At 44.3% G+C, this 17,733-nt stretch carries 12 protein-coding genes and 2 pseudogenes; 7 read left to right on the top strand and 7 right to left on the bottom strand.

What is annotated here, in order from left to right; genetic code table 11:
• Positions 1–381: 381 nt before the first annotated feature.
• Positions 382–633, bottom strand: a complete 252-nt coding sequence (locus VRC33_RS19575) for an ogr/Delta-like zinc finger family protein (protein ID WP_338558546.1) — start codon at positions 631–633, stop codon at positions 382–384.
• Positions 634–742: 109 nt separating this feature from the next.
• On the opposite strand from VRC33_RS19575, the pseudogene VRC33_RS19570 reads away from it, so the two are divergent.
• Positions 743–2,200: pseudogene (locus tag VRC33_RS19570) on the top strand (primase-like DNA-binding domain-containing protein); the annotation flags it as partial.
• 147 nt (positions 2,201–2,347) lie between these two features.
• On the opposite strand, the gene iteS reads toward VRC33_RS19570, so the two are convergent.
• Entirely contained in the window at positions 2,348–4,612 is a 2,265-nt protein-coding gene (gene iteS, locus VRC33_RS19565; protein WP_338558544.1) for a S8 family anti-phage peptidase IteS, read from the bottom strand.
• Complete coding sequence (gene iteA / locus VRC33_RS19560; RefSeq protein WP_338558542.1) at positions 4,587–5,741, bottom strand: anti-phage ATPase IteA; 1,155 nt, start codon at positions 5,739–5,741, stop codon at positions 4,587–4,589. Before iteA ends, iteS begins: the two co-directional genes overlap by 26 nt.
• A 1,040-nt stretch (positions 5,742–6,781) precedes the next feature.
• Here iteA and VRC33_RS19555 point away from each other — a divergent pair.
• From VRC33_RS19555 to VRC33_RS19540, 4 genes are all read left to right on the top strand, one after another.
• Complete coding sequence (locus VRC33_RS19555) at positions 6,782–7,225, top strand: hypothetical protein (protein ID WP_338558539.1); 444 nt, start codon at positions 6,782–6,784, stop codon at positions 7,223–7,225.
• The gene (locus tag VRC33_RS19550; protein WP_338558536.1) at positions 7,219–7,569 is read left to right on the top strand and encodes a DUF1493 family protein; all 351 of its coding nucleotides are present in this window, start codon (positions 7,219–7,221) and stop codon (positions 7,567–7,569) included. The genes VRC33_RS19555 and VRC33_RS19550 overlap by 7 nt, the downstream gene beginning before the upstream one ends.
• A gap of 287 nt (positions 7,570–7,856) precedes the next feature.
• Positions 7,857–8,216, top strand: coding sequence for a type II toxin-antitoxin system RelE/ParE family toxin (locus VRC33_RS19545; protein WP_338558534.1), 360 nt, complete (start codon positions 7,857–7,859; stop codon positions 8,214–8,216).
• Positions 8,200–8,523: a DNA-binding transcriptional regulator gene (locus VRC33_RS19540; RefSeq protein ID WP_338558531.1), complete on the top strand. Its 324-nt coding sequence runs from the start codon at positions 8,200–8,202 to the stop codon at positions 8,521–8,523. Before VRC33_RS19545 ends, VRC33_RS19540 begins: the two co-directional genes overlap by 17 nt.
• A 169-nt stretch (positions 8,524–8,692) precedes the next feature.
• Here the strand turns inward: VRC33_RS19540 and VRC33_RS19535 are convergent, their stop codons facing one another.
• A complete protein-coding gene (locus VRC33_RS19535) occupies positions 8,693–12,010 on the bottom strand; it encodes an AAA domain-containing protein (protein WP_338558527.1) in 3,318 nt (1,105 codons plus the stop codon).
• Positions 12,011–12,141: 131 nt separating this feature from the next.
• On the opposite strand from VRC33_RS19535, the pseudogene VRC33_RS19530 reads away from it, so the two are divergent.
• A pseudogene (locus VRC33_RS19530) lies at positions 12,142–12,294 on the top strand (DNA methyltransferase); the annotation flags it as partial.
• Between the two features lie 252 nt (positions 12,295–12,546).
• Here VRC33_RS19530 and VRC33_RS19525 read toward each other — a convergent pair.
• Together VRC33_RS19525 and VRC33_RS19520 are read right to left on the bottom strand one after the other, a co-directional pair.
• Complete coding sequence (locus VRC33_RS19525; RefSeq protein WP_338558525.1) at positions 12,547–13,959, bottom strand: carbohydrate porin; 1,413 nt, start codon at positions 13,957–13,959, stop codon at positions 12,547–12,549.
• Between the two features lie 637 nt (positions 13,960–14,596).
• Positions 14,597–14,965 (bottom strand): TonB family protein, encoded by a 369-nt coding sequence (locus VRC33_RS19520; RefSeq protein ID WP_338558523.1) that lies wholly within the window; start codon positions 14,963–14,965, stop codon positions 14,597–14,599.
• Between the two features lie 163 nt (positions 14,966–15,128).
• Between VRC33_RS19520 and VRC33_RS19515 the strand changes: the two genes are divergently transcribed.
• Complete coding sequence (locus VRC33_RS19515) at positions 15,129–16,424, top strand: colicin-like pore-forming protein (protein ID WP_338558521.1); 1,296 nt, start codon at positions 15,129–15,131, stop codon at positions 16,422–16,424.
• A 372-nt stretch (positions 16,425–16,796) separates the two neighbouring features.
• Here VRC33_RS19515 and VRC33_RS19510 read toward each other — a convergent pair whose 3' ends face one another.
• Positions 16,797–17,672, bottom strand: coding sequence for a LysR family transcriptional regulator (locus VRC33_RS19510; protein ID WP_338558519.1), 876 nt, complete (start codon positions 17,670–17,672; stop codon positions 16,797–16,799).
• Between the last annotated feature and the right edge of the window lie 61 nt (positions 17,673–17,733).

Below are 17,733 nucleotides of genomic sequence, written 5' to 3'. Positions count from 1 at the left end.
TGATAAAGCGGTTATGTTAGTCCGATGAGTCAAGGTGTTACATGTGAATTTTGTCACCTGCAATGATTACTGACAAGAAGGCTGTGGGATTATTTAGCGTAAAAGTTAACTATTGAAAATTAATATTAATTATCATTTGGCGCGCAATGCTACCCCCGCCTCGCCTGCCCGCTTTATACATCGTTTTTTATGCAGATGCATGAACCGGGCAAAGCCAGGCCGGGCGTGGGCTGACTGGGCATCTGAGGGGCTGCATTCTGCATGCAAATCCATGCACTCTATGCATGCATAGCTCTTTACAAACCGGGCTGGCCAGAAAAAGGGCGTTGAAAGGACGAAACGCAGAAACAATAAAGCCGCTGTTTTCAGCGGCCGTTGTGGTTAATGGAGGGTGCGGAAGGATGAACCGTAGCGCCCGATAGTCTGGCGTTCTTTAATCGGCTCCGGGGTTACTGCGGGAACCGGTTCGGGTTGCGGCGGCGCGGTAATCACCTTCGTGATGCTCTCGCTGGTCTTGAATGTACAGGAGCAGTCAAGGTTGATGCACTGGTGGTAGAGTTCCTTAACCTGTTCGGACATATAGCGGCTTGATTTGGCATGCGCCGGGCTTTTGCAGTACGGACAGTGCATCATTTAGCATTACCCTCTTTCAGGCGTTCGCGTTTTTCCTTCAGCGTTACAGCCAGTCTTTGCCTCGCTGCAGGACTCTGATACAGCTTCATATCCACGCCTGTCAGCTCCAGGCGACTGGAACGACGTCCCTCAGGCAGAAGGAGAAATAACTACTCAGGCAATGCTGACCACCTTCACCCAGCCGAAAGCGCTCAGCCCGTTTGAGTCGGTTAGCGAGGCCGACCTGAAGGCCATGAGCACCAGCCAGAAGGCCGAACTGCTGGCAGAGCACTACCTCAACGCGCTGGCCGTGCCGGTGGTGGGTGAAGACCTGTGCCGCTATGAGGGCGGCGCGTGGCAGGTGCTGCCTTACCGCGTGCTGAGTCGTGAAATTGCCGCGCTGTTCCAGAAGGTGCGCGCGCCATTCTCGGCAACCGGTATCGGCGGCATTGTGGACACGCTCAAGCTGATGGTGCCGCAGATGGGCGCACCGGCCCGTCGGCTGATTGGCTTTCGTAACGGCGTGTTTGACACCGCGACCAGCACTTTTGCCCCGCACCGCAAGGAGAACTGGCTCAGAACCATCAACAGCGTGGACTACACCACGCCAAAAGCGGGCGAGAATCTGGCGGACGACGGCCCTAACTTCTGGCAGTGGCTGACGCGGGCGGGCGGACGCAATGAGGCGAAGCAGGAGCGTATCCTCGCGGCGTTATTTATGGTGCTGGCGAACCGCTATGACTGGCAGCTGTTCCTTGAGGTCACCGGCCCTGGCGGAAGCGGGAAAAGCGTGATGGCCTCTATTGCCCGCCTGCTGGCCGGAGAAGATAACACCACCGCCGCCACCATCGACACGCTGGAGTCGTCCCGCGAACGCGCTTCGGTTGTCGGCTACTCCCTGATTATCCTGCCTGACCAAGAGAAGTGGAGCGGCGACGGCGCGGGCATCAAGGCGATTACCGGCGGCGACGCCGTGGCGATTGACCCGAAGTACCGCGACGCTTATTCAACACATATCCCGGCGGTGATACTGGCGGTGAACAATAACCCTATGCGCTTCAGTGACCGTAGCGGCGGCGTTTCCCGGCGTCGGGTTATTCTGCCGTTCCCGGACGTGATACCGGCGAACGAACGCGACCCGCAGCTGCTGGAGAAGATTGCCAGAGAGCTGGCCGTTATCGTGCGCCACTTGATGCAGCGCTTTCAGAGGCCTGAAGACGCCCGCGAGCTGTTACAGGCGCAGCAGTCGTCAGAGGAGGCGCTGGAAATCAAGCGCAGCGCCGATCCGCTGGTCGACTTCTGTGGCTACCTGACGCCACTGAGTGCGCCAACCGGACTGTTTATCGGCAACGCTAATATCCGGCCCATGAACCCACGCCGCTACCTGTATCACGCCTACCTGTCCTTTATGGAGGCCAGAGGCCATCAGCATCCCATGAGTCTGACGGCGTTCGGGCAGGCGGTGCCGCAGACGCTGAAGGAATACGAGATAGAGTTGCTGAAGCGCAAAACGAAGAACGGCATCCAGACCAGCCTGGAGCTGAGCGAAGACTGCGAGGCCGACTGGCTGCCGCGCTGTGATACATAAGCTAGGTTAATAATGGAGAGCAGGTTAGTAGCCAGCGCCAAAAGATAAGCAATATAAAAAACCCGCGGAACAGCGGGTTTTTTCATTTTGTTAAAATATCAAAGTTGATCTTGAATATGGCATGAAGTGTATTTTTTTAAATCAAGATTAAACTGTCACTGGTACACGCACAGGTAGCGGTGAATTCGCCCAGTTGTTGGCGTTTAAAGCCCTTACACCATCAGCGTAAACTTGTGTGTCTCCATCTAAAGATTTCAATGTAACAATAATAGTTACTGGGAGAGGTTCACTTAAAGCCGGTTCGTTTGCTCTGAGAGTCGCTTTTGCTTGTAGAGCCCAGGTGCCAGAAGCTGTTCCACGCTTAAATGCCTTACGGTGAACTTTAACAGGCGACCACTTTCCACCGTGTTCAATCTGAGCACTTTCAAACCCTGATTGTCCTGTCTCACCTTCCATCGGAACTTTTCCTTTCATGCTATTGTTTTCGATGAGACCAAAACTGAGTTCAACATTAGCGCGAACGTATTCGCTTCCTGCATTCGGATCCAACGGTGGGGCATAAGCGGCAGTAATGATAATTTCGCCCTTAAATTTATCGTTCTGAATTAGTGAGGCGGGGACTGGGTAATTATCTTTTCTCCATCTCATTCCAGGAACAAGGAATGTCTGGAAAATCAGAGTAAATCGGTCATCCGTGTCATGCAGTGTTTCAACTATTTCCTCCGGAATGCCAGCCCCAAAATATCGTCTCTCAGTTGTTGAGTAATCTGGAGATGAAAGTTGTGCCGAATGTATCAAAAGTGCCTTAACTAGCGATGGTGATACATTGAAGTCTGGATGTGTTGCGATCTTCTGCCAAGTATGCGCTGCTAAGCTAGCCACTATAGGAGAGGCAAAACTTGTTCCGAAGCTGGCACATAAACGATTGTCTGGACCAATAACTTTTAAACTACTAGCTCCCGCAGACCAAGGAGCATGAACCCCGCCTCCAGCATGAATGATGTCTGGTTTAGGCGTGAAAACAGGTCCTGGTCCTCGACGAGTATAGGGTGTAGGTGTACCCAAAGTACTCAAGGCGCTGGCAGAATCGATATGAGAAACGGAACCAACAGTTAATGCTCGAACAGACTCACCAGGAGAAGAAACAAGATCAGATCCGCCAAGCAAATCTGGATTTGGCCATGTACGGATTGGCATATCTACGTAGTTACCCGCCGCGACCACGAATAAAATTCCAAATTGGTCGCTAAGTTTGTCTAATGCGATTGCAAAATCGCTGAATATATGCTCACTGCATGGGTCACCACCTAATGAAAGATTCCAAATTTTAATATCTGGTCTCTTTGTAACTGCATCTGTTAATCTTAAAATCAAATCAGATATATATGAACCACCCTCATCTAAACCACATACGTCATGTACTCTGGATGCTGTATTAGGAATCCAGGAATGACTGTCATTTAAAAAATGAGCACCCGACACTAAAGATGAGACCATCGTCCCATGCTCGTACATGGTATCTGGTGGAAGGACATACGTATCTCGGCTTGCTATCCACGGGCTAACCGTCACAGCAACTGGACTGACTCCTGTATCAAACACAGCTACCAAAGGTGATTCATCAGTCGGGGCGGGATAATTATGGACTACCGCTCCTTGAACAAGACTTGCGTTAACAGGAGAGGCAGTATAAATAGGTTCGGGCACTAAGGATCTTACCCCTGGATGATCAATCAAAATATCCAATAGAGGGTCGTGAACGGTGGAAAGATCTTTCAAGCGTACTAAAGGAGGCCCACGCCTTTGTCTGATTAAAGTGTAATCAGCTTCATTGCTTTCAATGATACTGATTACATTTTCATAATTGTCAGATGTTGCATTCTCACCAGTATACTGAAAAAGTCGTACAAGTATATTTGGAGCCTCTAAAAGGGCTTCACGCCCGCTTGGGATTTTTCGTTCTTCATCCCATGGTTCAATACTTTCAATTGCGCTAAGGTTAGCAACAACCTCTTTAATTTTACGGTTTAATAGTACAGACTCCAGCACATCAAAGCTTCCCGCATGCGCCGCAACAAGCATTTCGTCAATTTTTGCATGCCCTGCATTTAGCAAACCTGCTTCTTTTGTGACTTTGTTTGGCCTATGGGACTTCGCTATGCCTTGTTCTCTTAGCTTAAATACAATAGTACCCAAGCTCCCCGGAAAAGCAGAAAGCTTGGTCTGTAAATAATTTTTCGTATTTGTTAGGTTACTGGCTAAACCTTGCCTGTATTCTTCGGTTACTTTAACTAACTCCTTAGCTCCACCACCTGCCGTGTCTAACGAACCTAAGTCACTCCTTGAAAAAGGTATTCTAAGTATTGGATTTGAAACTTTGGCGTTATTAGACTGTGTGCCCCTTCTGCTCATAAGGTCCTGACTCCTTCAGAATATTTGTGATAACTCTCGATGTAAGCTGATACAAACCAGCGAGAACTCTGATTGAAAATGTTTTTTGATCCTTGGAGCGAAGCCAGCGGACCTCATCTTCGTAAGTGCTTAAACTTACACCGTCAATGAGAGACTGTGCAAGATATAAACGCCTATAAAGTTTAGGAACATTAATGTTTTTATTCCCTTCAATCACCGCATCTCTACGAGCATCCAAACTGACCTGTTCTATTGTAGCTCCCGACATACCTTCTGATTTTCTCGCTAGATCGGATAAATCAAGGCCATCATTAAGCATGTTTTTTAGTCTGTTTTTCCAGATGGATTCTCTTTGACATTGATCTGGAAGAGGCATAGGTATCCTAAAACTAAATCTTCTCCAGACTGCCGGGTCTAGGAGTTGTTCATGATTTGTTGAAGCAATAACAACCGTATCATCTGAAGCAGCATCTATGTTTTGCAGAAGCGATATAACTACTCGTTGAAGTTCACCAATATCGCGCTCATTTCCTCTGGCTCCTGCCAACGCGTCAAATTCATCTAAAAAAAGCACGCAAGGCTGCTGATTTACATAATCAAATACTTGCCTTAGGTTCTTACTGGTTTGACCTAATAGGCTACTAATCAATGTATCGCAACGGACTGTGAGCAAAGGATAACTCAATCGAGACGCAATATACTTGGACATCATTGTCTTACCAGTCCCTGGCTTTCCATAGACCAACAGCCGGCTAGGTAGAGCTGCATCAACTTTAAAGAACTCATCAAATCGTTGAACATTTGTTATGAACTCGTCAACACGACTGCTAATGCCTGCGGGCATAAAAAGTTCGTTCTTATCGAGATTTGGATAGCTTACGTCTACTGTATTTAACCGACTATCAATATCTACCGGTAACGATTTTATCGATACACCACCTCCGGCTTTCTGTGCTCCAGCTAAAGCTTGTGGCGCTCTTAAAAGTCGCTCACGAACCATTTTCGCCTGCTTAACTTCTCCAGATTGTTCAAGTTTGTCTGCTAACAAACCAGCATAATTACTGGCCATTGACGCATTTGCTTTAGTTGCGCCCTCAATGATTTTAAGTACTTCAGAAAGATAGTCCATCTAGATCACCTGTGACAAAATTCGGGTAAATGAATCGAAAAAAGCTAATGTTGACTCGTTATTCTTGTCAATCGTAACGCATTTTGCCATCTTTGATGCGATTTTTGTACTTTTATTCGTAATCACTGATTTTGTACACAGAACAAAAAACGCTTGGAATTTCCCTTGCTGTTAACAAGGTTTTTCAGCAAATCTTCGCCAGTGGTGAGAACAACTATGGGCCTCTGCTCATTGCTATTAGCAGCTTTTAACTTAAGGCGATGTGCGGAGTGATGACGTTTTGCAATGCTCTTTGGCCTGACTTCGATTTGCTGAGCCATAAACCTAACTAAGAGCTTAAGGTGTGATAGGTAACCATCTGAAAACGACAGACTGGCTAGAACGAATTTTTTTGCCGAACGAAGAATAGTATTCACCTTAGGTGAACAAAGGTGAAGAGTACACGTACAACTGATCACCTTTAACATAATGATAATAAAGAATAAAAATGAAAGGTGAAGAGAGTGAACACTTTTCCATAAAATCTTTTTTTCTTGGGTAATACTAAAATTCAGGAAAAGTAGCGCCGGTCGGGGTCTACAGCACGGAACCGAACCGAAGGAGTGATTTCAAAAAATAAATGAGTGGTTTTTCATCAATTTAATAACCTTATGTTTTTCAACAGATAACTATAATCTAAAGTGGGGGCGCAAAAAGGGGCATATATGGGTTTTATTCTATTAAAATACAAATAAAACATGTAGTTGTATTGATATTTGAGTCCGGCCTTCGCACCATAAGCGTATGAAAAACTAAGTCACCTACGGGTGGCTTTTTTTTGCCTGAATTTCACTATCCATACATTCATTCAAAGAGAAAGCTGAATACCGTTCTATCATTCACTCCGTTTATTAAAATATCACAATATTAGTTATTTCATTATTAATAACCTAAGAACACTCCTTGAACAGACTTTATATCCCACTCTTGAAATATGGTATGGACTCAAATTGAGTAGGATTATAAAATAAGCCAAATTTTACAAGGGAGAAGTCGTTAGTATGGATACAACGGAAGAACTCAATGAGACATATTTTTACAAGGGGTTAACCAATCTTGCTCCTGGAGAATTGTTCTTTTTTATCTTTCTGGAAGAGGCTCAAAAGCAACTTGGTGTAGATGATGTGGTGGCACTGGCTTTTATTATCTTGGGTCAACCTACTCAGAGCACCAGAGGTAAGCCAGCAGGCGCAACGCCGGGAACCTCGATTCTCAGTGAGAATCTAAGGCGCCGGTTGAAATTTCGTGTTAACCGCTGGCCAACCTTAACCAATGAAAGCATCCGGCATTTAAAATTCAGCTATGTAACCAATCTTGGTGCTTTTGCTGGCCGCTGGATACCAATTCTTGGTATTGCTTTTGTGATGAACGATGTTTCCCGGATTGGCTATAACACGCTTTGTACATACAACCGAATTGCAAGAGATGATGACAAGATATGGTAATTGATACCGAAGAAAATGCTGTGATGGAGTGGTATGAAAAAACCTATAACACCAAGCCACTCTTTGCTAAAAACAAGCCCGTGTTAACCCCTGAAACAAGCCTGTCTACAGGGAAATATCCCTGGGCACGTGAAACGGGCGATGAAATCATGAATGACTATTTTCAGCGGTTTAATGTAGATAGCAGTCACTTTAATTTTCTTACCTACTGGCCATATGAAAAGGGAATACTGCCTGACTTTCTCCGTCCAAAGTCACAAAAAATTCCTGAAGTAGATCCCAAACCGCTGACTCTTCAAATGTTGATTGAGTCAGCGAAAGTAGGGAGATGGTTATATGACTAAGAGACGACGTTTCATGCTGAGAGCAGTTCATCAGCCCTCTAATTTCTCTAAAATCGCCTACAGACATCAGCCTGAAACCTCACTTCAATGCTTATGACTAACCGAATGCGTTTCATCAAAGTTGTTCGTGCCATACTCCAACTGAATCCATAGATGGCTATCATTTACGGCAGTTTGTATGATTGTAAATGCAGCAATTTATGTCGGGTTTACAGACTATCCATAAACGATAAAAAAGAGTAATCTGGCACTTGGTGCTACATTTAAGGTTACAGGATGTCAACCTGATGCGTGTGTTCAAAACTAAATGGTTCAGCAAGGCAGCTAAATCTCACGCTATTAAAGATAGTGAATTATGCCTGGCTATTGAGGCAGTGATGCAAGGGAAGGCGGACGATCTCGGCGGTGGAGTTTACAAGAAGCGCCTTAATCTGAATCGCGATCGCGCCATCATCCTGGCTAAAGGTGGAGCACATTGGTTTTACACGTTCTTGTATGCGAAGCAGGATATGGCGAATATCGATCAAGGAGAACTGGCTGGATTCCGTGCACTGGCAAAGCATTATGCTGTTCTTGGTAATGCAAAGATTGATGCAATGATTGAAAGTAAAGAATTGGTGGAGATCTGTCATGACCGCAAAAAATAAATTCAAGAGTCCTGCATATAAAGCTATCCATAGCGCGGCTTCAGGATTATTCAGCGTTGAAGCTATCCCGCAAGAAACGATGCGCAACTTTGACAAAGCGTGCCTCGACAGCGTGGATGATCTTCAACCTCTTGAGATCAAGGCGCTCCGCGAGGAGCTAAACGTTAGTCAGCCAGTTTTTGCCAGCTATCTTAACACCAGTGTTTCAACGGTGCAGAAGTGGGAAAGTGGCGCAAAGCGCCCAGGCGGATTGGCGCTGAAACTGCTTACCGTGGTGCAGAAGCATGGGTTGAAGGTGCTGGTGTGATCTGTAAAAAATATGGTTATATATAATGTGGTAATTGAATTACTTTTAATGAAAGCATAGAGCACTATTTTAATATATTGATTGAAGGTATTTTATTAATTCCTTTCACCTCACTTATTAGATGTATTTCTCCCCGCAACAGGAATGCCGCAGGGAGAGATATCGACTGTCAGTTAAGCGAGCGTTCAGGCAGACTTGAAGCAACCTGATCAAATCCGGTTTTATCGCCCCATACCCTCAGATCACCAATGACAAAAATATGATTCTTAGCACGAGTCAGCGCAACATTAAGCAGGTTAGGCTTACTCGCAGCCCATTCTGCCCCACCCTGGTGGCTGGTATCACATCCCAGCACAAGAATGACAATGTTATTTTCTTTACCCTGAAAGGTATGAACCGTACCAATATGTTTGCTGCGCCATGCTTTCAACTCGGTTCGTGACATTTCTGCCTGGCGACTGAGTTTGTCCACGGCATCAGGTTGCTGTAAAGCCGTCACCAGTCCAGCACGCACAGCTTTAAAGGGGGTGATGACATAGATATCTGCGAGTTTATAACCCGCATCTGACAGCTTATGCAGCAGTCTTTGAGTATCAAGCGCAAGCTCATTTTTAAATTGTCTGTGGCTGCAATCTCCTTCTGAGGTATACCAGCAATTGCTCAGTCCGCCTTCTAAAGGTTTGCTGAGAATAGCCTGCTCACTTAAACCGTGGATCATGCGATTTTCGTAGGCGATGTGGTTTGCCAGGCTGAACATGGGTTCAATGCAACGGCGGTGAACCCACAATGGAATACCTACCCAGACTGGTTTATCCATTACAGTTAGCGTGCAGCCATAAGGGTTAGCCCGGTCTGCAATTTGCTGTACTGACCATTTTGCAGGCGTCCATTCTTCTGCATCATCCGCCAGTACTGCCTCAGAGAGAAATTTTGTCAGGCGCGGCGGTGTGGCAAACACAGGTTCAATTTGTAAAGGATCGCCCACTACCAATGCGCGTTTAGCGCGCCATAAGGCCCCGACAGCGGCTTGTGGCAGTGCCTGTCCGGCTTCATCTATTAGCAGCCATCCTAATTGTGCTTCTGAAACATGACTAAACATACGTCCCAGTGAAGCAAAGGTTGTAGAAATAACGGGGACTATCATGAACAACAATTGCCACATACCTTGTATGTTATTCGCTGAACCGGGTGAGCTGAGGAAATCGCGAAATTTAAACAAATTATCACGAAAGGATTTGCTTTTAATCGCTTCATTTAACCAGGACTGATGCAATGCCATGGCTGCTACAAATAGTTGAGAGCGTTTGCGATTGATCGTTTCATTTTGCCAGAAGCTATATCGCTGAGTATCCGCATCTTCGATGCTGTGTTCCGGGCCAGGGATGATCACGTCAGGGAAGCTTTTTTTAAGATTCGCATGGCGCTGCTCAGCGTTCTGCAATTCCTTTTGGGCTTCTGATAGCGAGAACTGCGCTAATTGCTCTTTTTTCTGAGCGCTGAGTAACTGATTATCAACACTTGTAATCTGCTCGTGTAGTGCTAGCCGCATTTTGCGCTCTGCAATTAAATTCTGGTTTTTTCCCTGTAATTGCTGAAGATAGATTTGATAAGCAGTGCGCATGAAAAGGCGCTGCCACCAGGCAGGTTTGTAGCTCTGCATAAATTGATATTCATCGTTGAGAATGCTTATCTTCTCATCCAATAATCTGAGACTTTTTTGATATGTTTCCTGATTTTCTTGAGCTTTTTGTCGTTGTGATACTGCCTCATTGAGTCTGGAAGTCAGTGTATTGATAATTCTTGCATCGCTATCGCCCGTCAGTCTGGCAGTCAGTTCAGATAATTGTTGTAACTGAGCCTGCAGTTGCTCAACCTCAGCAAGCACGTTATTAAATTTCTCTTTTGCCTGTGCAAAAGAAATCAGGGTGTTTTTGCTAAAGGAACGCCAACGCCAGAAGTTGAGGAAATTAAATTCATTTGGCCGGTGAGCCTCTTCTGCGCTTTCCTTTTCAAAATGGGATGAGAAGAAGAAACGATCGCTGAATTTCGTGCGATTTCCCTTTTTCCCCATGATTGCTGCAATCACGCCCCAGCACTGCTCTTCGTCATCAAGTGGGAGGAATTCTCCTGCCCGGTTAGTGCGTGCGCTAAGTTGATTTGCTACAGGACGCAGATACTCTGCCTCGCGAAATTCTTGTGCCAAAGACTTTAGCAGGGGAAGCTCGCGCGAAATATTTTCCACTGCGGCATTATTAGAGGAGGCAACCACCATTTCAAAACCGGTCAAGCTGCTTACCAGGTAACCTGCAGTATTAAAAGTTTCGGTCACCTTACCAAAGGATGCGAGTGCTTTAGCGCGTTCCACCACATTGTGGGCAACCAGATCACGGAGCATGGTGGTTTTACCAGTGCCGGGAGGTCCATTTACAGAAAGTAATCCTCCTTCATCCAGCTTCTGTATTGCAGTATTAATTGAGAACTGTTGCATCAACGACATACTGTAGCGAGGATCTGAAGGCCAGCGGCCATGCGGCATCAGGTGAGGTGATAAATGCCGAACGATCGTTTGCAGTCCTTTTGGGGTGTAAAGATCATCATGTCGATTTTGCCTGACTGAAAGATATTGCAGAAGTGCTTCTCCACCTCCCCCTTGTGCAATAGCTATCATTGCCCGTTCAATATCTTCCAGGAAAAAACTGTTCAGGATAGGCAATGTTTCTTCGCTGATTTCATGATCTTCTTCGATCACTTGCAGTGCTGTTTCATTGACGGAAGTATCTTCAGTTTGTGTGGATACCCCGTCCGTTAAGCGAGGAAGATCACTTTCTTCAGTGGGGCCAGGGGCTTTAAGTTGTAGCCAGTCGAGTTGCAGAGCGAAAGGTGAAGAGGGGGAAAAGTCTGCCCAGTCACACAAAATATTTAATAATTCCGTCAGCAGACTTGCAGTTAAATAAGGTTTACCAGAGCCTTGATGGGCAGGTAGTAGTAGTGATAATCGATTGAGTTGCTCTTGCAGCAGTGTCGTGCTCGAATTAAAAGCCGATACTGACAGTTCTGCTGCCGTCCCACGTTTTAGATGCCCCAGAGCCCATGGCAATGTGCTGACTGACATATTTTTGAAATCGGGTGACCCATCTTTATCAACAATCAGTTTTGCAAAACAGGTCATGCCATCGGTATCAAGCCGTTGTTCCTGCTCATAGCGAGCCTGGTCGGATTTATCCTCACCAAACACCTGGTTGCTTAACTGCTCGATCTCATTTTTAGGGAACAGGCCAAGGTGAAGGATATAGCGCACATTGCCATCTTTCATTCCTGCCCGCATTTGTTGAGCTTTGTTAAGCCAGGGAAGCAAAGAGTTGCTGCACCTCTCCAGTTCAGATGCAGTAATTTGAATACTGTGTTCCTCTTCATCCACACTGTAGGTTTGAAAAAACTCAATGAGATGCCAGCTTTTCAAAATCCTTAACGCTTGTTGCTCGTCCATTTCAGCTGTCCTTAGTACTGTGTATAAATACACCAAAATAACAAATAAAATTTATGTGTCAGTAGTGTAAATAACTCTATCATTTCGGGCGAGTGGTTTTGTTGTGGATACCCTACCTTTGAACATCTCTCATGCCTGATAACTATTTCTCCCGTCAGGGGTTGGAAGTGAAAAGGCTCGCTTCTCTGATCGATAGTATTGAGAACATTGATACCCTTGCTAACGAATGCGATCTCACCGAAGAGGACCTGGTGGGCCAGGTCTACGAGTATTTCCCTGGCAGGAGTGGGAAATTTCACACATTTTCCTTCAGTTGCAGAGTCTGCCAGTCAGCGATCTCTATATAGAACTGATGGACATTTACGCTTTACCAGACCAGTGTTTAAACGGTGCAGAAGTATGGTTTGAGAGTGTTGATATAATTTAGCTGCGCTAAATTATCTTTGAGCTGGCTACGTTGACAGGTGTATTTTCCCCAATCAAAAAAGGCATCCCAAAGGGATGCCCTGATATTAAGAACGTTCAGACACTCAACCTTAGAAGAAATATTTAAATCTCGCACGAACCCCATAACGGGTTTCGTTATCGTTATCATGACTGCTCACACCGTTTGCTCCATTACCACCTTCAGTAGCATCCAGCATGGAAGCATAAGCGCCCAGATACAGATTGAAGTTCTGCATATCCATGATGTTCGGGATCAGATATGAAGTGTGGAGGGTGTGAATGTTATAGGTGCCAGTACCGTTGAAGGCATAATCACCGTTATCATTCTGCATAAAGCCGATATCGTTGAATTTCTCAATTTTGTTATGCGCGAAGATATAGCCAAGCTCCACACGTTTCCAGAGAATGTTGCCGCCGATTGAGAAGTCCTTCTCATCCTGTGCATCCAGGAAGGCGGTGCTGAAGTTAGCAACCACGCCGTTTTCAGCATCTGCTTTCTGACCATTCCATGTCATGGTCAGACCATAGCCATTACGCCTGGACTGGTCGACTTTTTCACCCAGTGCATTTTCGTAATAGTAAGCGTTGTTGATAACGTTGCTTTCCATTGCCACAGCGGCAGAGAAGGCATCGCCTTTCCAGGCTACAACAGGGCGCAGGTAGACGGAGTTTTTGTCATTGGTCAGGTTATTGCCATGATAATTCTTGTCAGCAAACAGCGAGCTGCCATCTTCGATCAGCGTATTCAGTTCCAGATAGACGTTGCCAAAGTTTTTGCTCAGATTGAAGTTGCCGCCATCGCTACGGCCACGGCCTTCTTTCATCATATAGATGTAGCCATAACCATCGGCATACAGGTCATTGGCCGTATTACCTGAATACTCAATGAAGGTATCCTGATTGAGTGGGAACATGTCAAAAGCTTCGAAACGGCCCACTTTAACCTGCCAGTTATTCTCTTCACCGAAGAAGAACGCTGCATCATCAACGCCCATGCTGCCATTGATGTTAGCCAGCGGCTGGACGCTAAATCCTGAGAACTGGCCATTTTCATTGCGGCGATAACCGTCCAGTCCAATCAGAATGCGACCGTTAATATCCCAGCGTTCGTTACCGTCTGATTTCCAGTGTTTGTTGGCGGTGGTTTTGGCCGAGGTCAGTCGTCCGCTTCGGCTTGCTCCATCCATGTTCAATTCAACATCGCCATAGAACTTGAGGTGATCAAATCCATTGAGGGTCATCGCTTTCTTGTTGGCGGATTCTTTCTGTTTGATGTCTACGGCGGGAGCCTGCTGTTCCAGCGATTGCTTCAGCGTTTGATCGTCATGCCTGAGTTTTCGAATTTCTTTTTCTGCTTTATCAGCCCGCATTTCGGCTTGTTGCAACCGTTGCTCAAGCTTTTGCAGATGGGCCTCTACGCTATAAGAGGGGGAAGCCAGTGCACAGTTAATACCAGCCACGGCAGTCACTGCTGATAACGCCACAAATGCTAATCTTTTCATGGTAAATTTCCTTTTTCCATTTAAAAAAATAACAAAACAGTCATACTTCTAGCGCGATATAAATCAGATATCTAAGCAGGGAATTCACATTTAATATGTGTTTTGTAGTAGTGGTGAAATTCTTTCCTTACTTACAGGGTAAAGGTTAAATAATTATCGTATATATTGTTATTTAATCAGTGTTGTCACAATCTGCATATATTCAAACAGAGAAATAAATTAATATTGAGTTTCTTTGTAACGAACTTATTACAAACGTATAAAGTCAGTTTCAAAATTAAAGGAATGCCAGAGGTGCCGGTAGACATAATATTTAAATAAATTTACGTTGTCGAGAAAAATGGTTTATTCAACCTGAATCAGCATCGGAAAATCGCAAAGCGCTAATTGTTCACACTCAAACTCTGTAGCTTTATTTCTTATTACCATCATAAAAGCACTGTGCTAATCCTGCTATTCTGGTCGCTTGTCAGATTTACATCATGGCTTTTATGTGAGCCTACTAAGTAAAGAATGATGCCTGTGTCGCAAAGTTAGAAAAATCATCAATCATTTCAGGTAAGGGCGGGCCAACACCCTTTACTATCAGGTCCTGTCTTTGGCGTATAAGAGGTAATGACCACAAAAAGATAACTGTTCAAACAGGAGCGTGGGGTGTCGGCATTATCTTTGATAAGCCTGGATCGTTAATCAAAAAGATCAATTTGAGCTGGATATCTTTTCTGGGCGATCCTTTTTTATATCTCCATTCCGAAACGGCCTGGCGTGCGGCTCCTTCAAATATTATATCGGGTGTGGAATGGAGTCGAATGTTAAAAGTTTCACCATTCTCATTAACATTAAATTCAACTAGTACATACCCCTGAATTTTCTCTTTGAAAGCTTGATTAGGATAAGCAGGTTTTTTTACATGAATTATGTCCTTAAAAGGCAGCGTCGAAGTGTGATTGTTAAATGAGCAGCCGCATAAAACCATTATTAGTAATAACAAGTTAACAATTTTCATAAGCCATCCTTTTCTTAAAGAAAAAATATGTTCCTAAGACAAGAAGATGAAAATATAATATGAATGATAATCATTATCAATAGTGGTTGACATAACATAATAAGGTGTTAATTTAACTAAGCTACATTAAATTCAGATTTTTTTAATAAAAGGATTTAAAATAATGGCATTAGATACAAGGAAATTAATTGAAGCGGGTTATTCCCAGGATAGAAACGGTATCTGGACTTTAGGTACTATGGTTGGTAATGATAATTTAATTACAGATGCATATGATGGAGGAGCCATCATTTCACCATCAGGAAGTTACAGAAGCCGCCTAAACTCCTATGATTTTGCTGGTGGACTGAATGTAATGAGTGAAATCAATCGCGGTATAGCTCTTTTCGAGCAGGGCGCAATTTTTTCTTCACCTAAAACCCCTCAGGAAATCGCTGCTTTTCATGCTCAAGAATTGAGTATTCAAATTGGTGAAAGAATGCAGGATCAGAAGAAGGCGTATGCAAAACTTGATTCTGCGGTTACAGCAAGGTTAAATTCACAAATTACATTTAACAAAACAGATAAAATATCACCAATTAATTATGCTAATGCGACCCTGGCACTTGCAAACTCCGCTAAGGTGGAAACTGATGCAAATGTTTCGGCTCTGCAGGCAACCTGTAACTTACTATTTGCAAAACAAATGTATGTTAAAGGAAGAATTTTTTGGCCAAATAGTAAGGCTGATGCAGCTGCTGCGCAAAAAGAAGTAGATGAGTACGAAAAACAGATAAATGCCGTTAAATCGCAAATCTCAGATTTACAGAAGAACCTCGCTTCAATCAACAAAAACATCACGGATACCAAAAATGGAATCAATTCGATAAAAGGTGGGAAGGTTCCTGCGAGGTTTAAATTTACGCCAGCTCAAGCTCAGTTAGAAGAAGCAATGAAAACTGTTTCTGCGTTTTATGCAGAGGTTTATAAAAAACTTGGTGAAAAGGCTTCAACGAATGCTCAAACGCTTGCTGCTGCCTCAAAAGGTAAGAGAATTCGTAGTTACAATGATGCTATTGCTGCGTGGAATAAATATGGCAATAACATTGAGAAAAAGCTGAGCCTCGCTGACAGGAATGCAATTGTCACCGCATTAAACTCTATGACGCAGGCAGATTTAGCAAAAAACTATCAGAAGTTTGCTAAGGCCTTTGGCGTGACAGCTAAGGCATTAGATCTTCATCGCTTGTATCAAAATATCAAAATGGCGGTTAAAACAGGTAATTGGGCACCTGTAATTACCAATATTGAAAGTTTACTGGCTGGGGCATTGGTTGCAGAACTAACTGCAATCATCTTTGGTGGATTGGTAATTGGACCAGTGACGGCAGTAATGTTTGTAGTTTTGGGTATGTTACTTGCATCATATGTTGATGATAATCATATGAAGTCACTTAATGAGTGGTTTACTAAAAAATAATCATCAGGCCGCTTAGCGGCCTTTTTTAATTATAATGAAAATTAAATAAATTATTGTTATTGGTATAGTTAATAGCGAGACAATCAGCCAGTAAATGGCATATAATCCGCTGCTGCCAAAAGTGGGTAGATTTTTATAATGGTTCCAAAAGTTTTGATGGTTGCTTTCTCTTATAGCGGTCTCAACGGCTAGTATTGCAATTGGGAAAAGAAAGCCATTAATAAAAATAGGGAGGATGAGTAAATAGTTGAGACTTTGTGACAAGATATCATAAGTTAAAAAAGATGGAATTAAAAAACCTATTAACAAATTTTTAAAATAATCCTTTATCATTTATTTAATCCTCAAATAACTATTCACGCAATAAGAGATTTAATTCTTTTTAACCATGGCAATAAATACATCGCGTAATTTATCTTCCTTCAACGTATTCCACACCATCGCAACATCCCATTGTGTATAGGGGCCCTGGAGAGGAATTATCCCTGTACCTTCCGGGGAGACCCTTGCTGCACTTTCGGGTACTAAAGCTATGCCCACACCTGCCGCTACTAATGCCAGTAACGTCTGGATATCTCTGGCCTCCTGCCTGATAGTCATTTTTACTTCATTAAATGCCAGGAACCGCTCTGTATGATGATTCAGGTTTGGCCCACGCGCATTAATGAGTCTCAGTAACGGGTAACCAGACAAAGATTTATAGTCCTCAGAAACAGCCTGCTTCAATAGTTCAAGGTCATCACGCCTTACGGCAATAGCCAGGGATTCACTCTTCAGCGTTAACCCCTTGAGCGGGGGCTCTACGGGTATGCGCATAAAGCCTAACTGTAATTTCCCTTCAAGGAGTCCAATGATCTGTTGAGAGGAGGGGAGATCTTCCAGGCTGACGTTGATATCAGGGTGGATCCTTTGAAAATCAGCAACAAGGTCTGGTGCCAGCTTGATACTCGAAATACCAAAACCGATAGCCAGTTCACCTGTTTTTCCCTTAGCAAGATTGCGGGCCAGATGCATCAGTTCATCAGTGTGATCTACCAACCGATTGACTTTGAAAAGAAGTTGTTCACCAACCGGAGTCAGCGCTGCGCCGTGTCTTCCCCGCACAAAAAGTGTCAGTTCCAGTTCATCTTCCAGTGACTTTATTCGCTTACTTAATGCAGGCTGGGTAATGAACAGCTTTTGTGCAGCTTCGTGGTAATTCTTCACTTCTGCCAGCATGACAAAAGCTCGTAGCAATCGGGTATCCATTCCTGTCAGTTATCACCAGCAGATTAATTTTGATTATATTTTCATTAATTCCTGACTTCTA

Origin of the sequence: Erwinia sp. E_sp_B01_1 (assembly GCF_036865545.1) — a bacterium.
Classification (GTDB): Bacteria; Pseudomonadota; Gammaproteobacteria; order Enterobacterales; family Enterobacteriaceae; genus Erwinia.
The sequence above is the reverse complement of the archived record's forward strand: the minus strand, read 5'-3'. Positions and strand labels throughout refer to the sequence as shown.